This is a genomic window from Testudinibacter crocodili, from assembly GCF_006228025.1.
Lineage (GTDB): Bacteria > Pseudomonadota > Gammaproteobacteria > Enterobacterales > Pasteurellaceae > Chelonobacter.
This window is the reverse complement of record NZ_VDHF01000137.1, coordinates 1-6,839: the sequence shown is the minus strand read 5'-3', so window position 1 is coordinate 6,839 and position 6,839 is coordinate 1. Positions and strand designations below refer to the sequence as shown.

5 protein-coding genes and 1 pseudogene are annotated in these 6,839 nt (G+C 39.2%); 1 reads left to right on the top strand and 5 read right to left on the bottom strand.

What is annotated here, in order from left to right:
* Positions 1 to 421, top strand: a 421-nt coding sequence (locus FHQ23_RS11810; protein WP_267963710.1) for a PTS sugar transporter subunit IIB, incomplete at its 5' end; no start/stop codon positions are given.
* Between the two features lie 48 nt (positions 422 to 469).
* On the opposite strand, the gene FHQ23_RS11805 is transcribed toward FHQ23_RS11810, so the two are convergent.
* The 5 genes and pseudogenes from FHQ23_RS11805 to typA all read right to left on the bottom strand — a co-directional run bounded on the left by FHQ23_RS11805 (position 470) and on the right by typA (position 6,622).
* Positions 470 to 1,669: an N-acetylglucosamine-6-phosphate deacetylase gene (locus FHQ23_RS11805; protein WP_139614494.1), complete on the bottom strand. Its 1,200-nt coding sequence runs from the start codon at positions 1,667 to 1,669 to the stop codon at positions 470 to 472.
* A complete protein-coding gene (locus FHQ23_RS11800) occupies positions 1,669 to 3,033 on the bottom strand; it encodes a class-II fumarase/aspartase family protein (protein WP_139614493.1) in 1,365 nt (454 codons plus the stop codon). Before FHQ23_RS11800 ends, FHQ23_RS11805 begins: the two co-directional genes overlap by 1 nt.
* 13 nt (positions 3,034 to 3,046) lie before the next feature.
* Positions 3,047 to 3,445, bottom strand: a complete 399-nt coding sequence (locus FHQ23_RS12645; RefSeq protein ID WP_326480829.1) for a PTS sugar transporter subunit IIB — start codon at positions 3,443 to 3,445, stop codon at positions 3,047 to 3,049.
* Between the two features lie 144 nt (positions 3,446 to 3,589).
* Positions 3,590 to 4,509: pseudogene (locus FHQ23_RS12640) on the bottom strand (PTS transporter subunit EIIC); the annotation flags it as partial.
* Between the two features lie 262 nt (positions 4,510 to 4,771).
* The gene (typA, locus tag FHQ23_RS11790; protein ID WP_132966286.1) at positions 4,772 to 6,622 is read right to left on the bottom strand and encodes a translational GTPase TypA; all 1,851 of its coding nucleotides are present in this window, start codon (positions 6,620 to 6,622) and stop codon (positions 4,772 to 4,774) included.
* Positions 6,623 to 6,839 lie beyond the last annotated feature (217 nt).

Below are 6,839 nucleotides of genomic sequence, written 5' to 3'. Positions count from 1 at the left end.
TCTAAAGAAATTTGAAATCCGAATGCATTCATTTAATCAAAAGAGAAAGGAAGTATATATTGTTACTAACTCTTCCGATCGAAAAGTAGGTTACTTCAAGGAACTTCTCCTTGCTACATTTGATATAGAAATTGTGGATTGTATCAATATTAATGAAATCTATATTTTAAATTATAAAAAATTTGATTTTATTATAACTTTCACTAATAAGATATCAAACTACCTCAAGGAAGAAGGAATAGACTGTATTAAAATCAACTTTGAACTATCGCCAGAAGATATAGCAATGCTTATTAAAAAAGGATTTCCAAATTTCAAAAGCAAAATAAATAAAAATGATTTCATCATACAAACAAGAGGTATGAATGAAACAGAATTACATCATTATTTAACAGAAAAACATGGAAACATCTTTATCTAATGATATAAAATAGGTACATATTTAAATGTACCTACTATAAACCACGAATCAAATCTGTTTTATTCCTCTACAGTAAACCTGTAACAGATTAAGCTGATTATCTAAAACTAAAATGTCGGCATCTTTTCCGCTATTTAAGCTACCTTTTCGAGCCGATATGCCTGCTAAATAAGCAGGATTTTCGCTTGCAATTCTGGCGACAGATAACAAACCGTTATCCAAACGCGGGAAAACCGCTTGCACTGATTCTAAAAAACTCATTTCTAAATTTTTTATCGCTTCATAATTGGAAGTATCAATTTCACTATAAGATCCATCACTATTTTCTAAGCGTAAATAACCATTTTCTTGCGTTTTAAATTTCTGCTTGCGCAAATAATGATAAAACTCCGATCCTGCCGGAAAATCAGCAAAGCCGACACAATCTGTTGTTAATACCATTTTATTATCTGTTTTTAGCCGATAAAGAATATCAAACGCTTCCGGCTTAATCGTTATTCCAGTCTGCTTGGCAACTTCTGCAAAAACATCTTGGTAATACATTAATGCACCGACCACACCTAATTCGCGATGATGGAATCCACGCATCGCACTATATGAATGGGTGAAATGGTTCAGGTCAGCTTCTTTGATGGCGCGTGTAATCTCGTCAAACGTGGCAGCAGTATGACCTGCGGCAACCGTGATATTTTGCTTTCTCAAATATTTTGTCAGCTCCAATCCCCCTTCCAGCTCTGGCGCTAACGTCATAGAACGGATATGTCCTCGCGCTATCTGATTAAATTTGTCAAAGCCTGAAATACTCAGAAGTTGTAAACTATCCGCACTTTGCATTCCTAAATATTCAGAATTAATATAGGGACCTTCCATATGAATACCAACAACTTCAGCGCCATTATCCGGAGTAGCTGATTCAATATAATCCGCTGCCTGTGCCAAAGAATATTCTAAAAAATCATTTGCCATTGCCCCGGAAGTTGCCAAATAAGCGGTTGTACCGGTATGCACTAAATCTTTGCTCATGCGTGATAATGCGCCACTGCTGCCTTTATGGGAAAAAGACCCTCTGCCCCAACCATGGATATGAATATCAATAAACCCCGGCATAATGATCTGATCGGTATAATCGATTATTTTTCCTTGATAACTGGAATAAAAACCTTGAATCCTCTCATTTGAAATAACCAGATATCCACTCTTAACTTCATCAGGAAATACAATTTGTGATGACTTTATCGCCCATTCCATTAATATTCCTCCATCTGTTGTATCTTGTGTTTTGCTCTTTCTGCAGTTTCTGTTGCTAAAACAGCACATAATCCAAGATAGTTTTCTGGCGCCAGCATAGCGAGTATTTCTTGCGCTGAAAAAACATCTTGAATCATGGTATTTGCTTGTAAAACAGCGGAATAATCTTTTTGTAGATTTTGACTTTCCATTGCGATTTCATACACTAATTCATGGGCTTGATCTTTTCCCAAGCGCTCAATTAGGCTCATCATAATCTTTTCACTATTAATTAAACCGTGAGTCAGCATAACATTGCGATACATACTTTGTTTATTAATCACTAATGTTCTGGTTAATTCTTCTGCACGCAGAATAATTTCTGCCATTAACTCTATACTCTCCTGTAATGAAGCATCAAAAATAAAATAGGCAGAGCTGTCAGCTTCAAATGGGCGGGGAGCAACATAAAGTGCGGCAGTTAATACAGAATATAATTTTTGTGAATTGGCTATAATCCCTTTTGCCAACTTAGGATTAATTTTTTGCGGCATCGTACTGCTGCCAACAGTGCCTTGACTGAAAGCCTCAGAAACTTCTGCAAATTCTTCACTCGATGTTTGATAAACTTCTTCGGCGATCTTATGAAATGTGGTGGCTAATAAACATAGATTGCTAATATATTCCGCACGGAATATTCTGCTGTTACGTGAAGGAATATTCATGGCAGGCATACCTAATTTGGCTGCTACCAACGATTGAACTTCACGCCCCTGCTCTCCAGTAGCATGAAAGGCCCCGACTGCACCTCCCATCATTATTCTAAAAACCCGTTTTTCCGCTTCCTCTAAACGTTCTATCGCCGATAAAATCTCATCAATCCAAACCGCTACTTTGTAGCCATAAGTAATTGGCAGTGCATGTTTACCATGAGTTCTTCCCGGCATCACTGTTTCTTTGTGCGCGATCGCTAACTGACTCAAATTCAGCAAAATATCTTTTGAAAATCCCATCAAAATACGATGAAATTTTTTAACAATTAAGAGATGCCCGCTTTGCTGAATATTCTGGGTTGTCACACCATAATGCACATATTTTCCGCTTTCTGGATCGCAAGCATTGATTAAAACTTTAATCACCGGCACAAAACCATGTCCAATTTGCTGTAATAACCTTTCCATTTCTTGCAAATCAATACAATCTACTTTACATTTTTCAGCAATCTTTTTGCCCGCTTCTTTCGGAATTATTCCTACTTCTGACTGCGCTAATGCTAGTGCTGCCTCTATATCCAACCAAGACTGAACCTTCGCTTCAAAAGTAAATAATGCCCTCATTCCACGGTCGTCGATTGTTTTACTTTTTGAATCATATAAAGCTCGCATACTTCTCCCTCTTTTAATGTAATTGATCGTCCACTGAATTTCTAACAAATTCCACATGCGGACCGAATACCACATGAATATGATTGCTAGAAGGGATGAATGTGCCTAATGCGCCTGATTCTCGAATTAAATCCATATTTAATTTTTTCTGATCGACAACATCCACTCGAAGTCTAGAGACACAATTTTCAACTTGTTTGATGTTCTCTTTACCACCTAATGCTTCAATAACTAACGATGCCACTTTATCATATTCTTTATTATTCAGCAGGCTACTGTCTGACATTTCATCTTCCCTGCCCGGTGTTTTAATATCAAATTTACTGATGGCATATCTGAACACAAAATAGAAGACAATGAAATTCACAATACCCAGTAAAATTAAGTTCACCCAATGTGTATTTTCATACATCAAACCGAAAATACCAAAATCAAAAATTGTTCCACGAATATAGCCTATCGACACACCTAACATCTGCAAAGGAATAGCGAATACACCACATAAAATCGCATATACAATAAATAGTTTTGGGGCAATAAATAGAAATGAAAACTCTAATGGTTCAGTAATATTGCCTAAAAAGGCAGTTAATACCACTGTTAAAATCATCCCTTTAGCAAATTTTTATTTTTAAAATATGCCATATGATACATCGCCAAACCGATGGCTGGAATTCTGAATAATGTTGTCAGCATCTGTGAAGAGGCTAAATAACTTGCCAATGTCGGCATATATTCATTCCAAGCTTCACTGTTCGGCCCTAATTCAAATAATATTTTATTCATTGCCGGCAAAATACCCACATATATTTGACCATCAATCAAATAAGTACCACCAGCTTCAGTGAATCTGATTGTCGAGCTTAATACATGGTGCAGCCCAAATGGAATTAATAAGCGATTTAATGTCATATAGATGCCCGCACCAATATCCGGCGCCATCATAATACTTGATAATTTACTCATGCCGAAAGTAAACCAATCCCAGACAAAGGGAATCAATAATCCAATTGGAATCATCAATCCGATAGAAATAATAGCTACGGATTTTTTTCCACTAAAAAATGCAAAGGCTAACGGAAGTTGTAGCCGGTAGAATCGATCGGTTACCTTGGCGGCAAGTAATCCGGCAATAATCCCGCCTAAGGCTTCTATTTTTAAGGTATGAATTCCCAGCACCATTCCTTGTCCAACAAATGCCATATTCTCTTTGACTAATTCTCCGGATAATTTTAAATGGACATTCATTGAGATCAATAAGGTTAAATAAGCTATAACTGCAGCAAAAACAGCAATACCTTTTTCTTTTTTCGACATGCCATAAGCAACCCCCATAGCAAAAAGAATAGGAATATTTTGGAAAATTATACTAGCAATTGAACCTACCGATGAAAAAATTGCCTTACAATATTCATTGCCAAGAAACGGAATTTTTTCAATCATATAATTCTGTCCTAAGGCACTGCATATTCCCATCACCATACCTACGGGTGCTAATACGGCAATCGGAAGTAACAATGAACGTCCGAATGTCTGTATTTCATCTTTAAACGTTGCTTTCATAATAAATACCCCTATAGCGCATTTCTATCATTTCCGTCACTAGACTAACAAGAGTATTTAAAGCCAATCAACTATATATTTTGCGCCTCATCAGGCGCATAATTTATTATTTGAAATAACAAAAAAACCGCACTGTGTTACCAAAGTGCGGTTGCGATATAAAACTTAAGGCCGTTTAGCGTGTACTAGTGCTGGTCGTGGTGCGGCTGGCGCGTTTGCGATCAACTTCGGTCAGCAATTTTTTGCGGATTCGGATCGAAACAGGGGTCACTTCAACCAGTTCGTCGTCGTCGATAAACTCTAGTGCTTGTTCCAAAGTGTAGCGTACCGGCGGCACTAACACCACGGCATCATCTTTACCGGATGCACGCATATTGGTTAATTTTTTACCTTGCAAACAGTTAACGGTTAAGTCGTTGCCACGGCTGTGGATGCCGATAACTTGCCCTTCATACACTTCACTACCGTGCTCCGCCATCAATTTGCCACGCTCTTGCAAGCTGAATAAGGCGTATGCTAAGGCTTTACCGGTGGCGTTGGAAATCAACACGCCGTTGATACGTTGTCCGATTTCGCCCGGTTTGACATCATCGTAGTGGCTAAAACTGGAATACAGTAAGCCTGTGCCGGAAGTCATCGTCATAAATTCGTTACGGAAACCGATCAAACCACGACTTGGAATGATATATTCCAAACGAGTGCGACCTTTGCCGTCCGGAACCATGTCGCGCACTTCGCCTTTGCGGATGCCCAATGCTTCCATGATCGAACCTTGGTGCTGCTCTTCAATATCGATCGTAACTTGCTCAAACGGCTCTTGTTTGCGACCGTCAATTTCACGGAAAATAACTTTCGGACGTGACACCGCCAACTCGTAGCCTTCACGTCGCATATTTTCGATTAACACTGATAAATGCAACTCACCACGCCCAGAAACACGGAACGCATCTGGATCTTCGGTTTCTTCCACACGCAATGCTACGTTATGCACCAACTCTTTATTCAAGCGTTCCAAAATCTGGCGAGAAGTCACATATTTACCTTCTTTGCCACAGAATGGTGAGGTGTTGACACAGAAGAACATGGTAACGGTCGGTTCATCGACACTCAATGCCGGCAGCGCTTCGACGCTGTTGACATCACAAATCGTATCGGAGATGTTCAATTCGCCCAAACCGGTGATCGCAATAATATCGCCAGCACTGGCAATATTCGCTTCATAACGCTGCAAACCCAAATGCCCCAATACTTGTCCGACTTTACCGTTGCGGGTTTTGCCTTCGCTGTCGATAATCGTCACTTGTTGGTTAGGTTTGACGGCGCCACGCTTGATACGGCCGATCCCGATTACACCAACATAGTTGTTGTAATCCAGTTGTGAAATCTGCATTTGGAACGGTTTGTCGCTTTCGACTTGTGGCGGTTCAACATATTTGACCACGGCTTCAAACAACGGGGTCATATCTTCTGCTAGATCTTCGTGTTCAATACCGGCAACGCCATTTAACGCTGAAGCATAGATAATCGGGAAATCTAATTGTTCGTCAGTTGCGCCCAAATTCACAAATAGATCAAATACTTGATCGACCACCCAGTCAGGACGTGCGCCCGGGCGATCCACTTTATTGATCACTACAATCGGTTTTAACCCGTGAGCAAAGGCTTTTTGGGTTACAAAACGGGTTTGCGGCATCGGGCCATCAAAAGCATCAACCAATAGCAGAACGGAATCTACCATCGATAACACTCGTTCTACCTCGCCGCCGAAATCGGCGTGCCCCGGGGTGTCAACAATGTTGATACGGTAGCCATTCCAGTTAATCGCGGTATTTTTGGCTAAAATCGTAATCCCACGCTCTTTCTCCAGATCATTGGAGTCCATAACCCGTTCATCGCTGTCGCCACGGGCATTTTCTAGTGTACCGGACTGTTGCAACAATTTGTCAACCAGCGTGGTTTTACCATGGTCGACGTGAGCAATAATTGCGATATTACGCAATTTATTGATATCTAATTCATTATTCATGTAAAAATCTTCGTTTATTGAGTGAAAGAAAAGTGATTCCAAAAAACCGTCAATGCGGTGGCTTTGAGATAAAATTCATTGGAAGGTAGCAAATTATAACGTTTTTCAAACAAAACGGCTATTAAATATTGAAAATTTAACAAAACCACTCATTTAGTAAGAAATCTAATAAAATGGCAAAAAAATAGGTTGATTTTTTATTTTTATGGATTATATT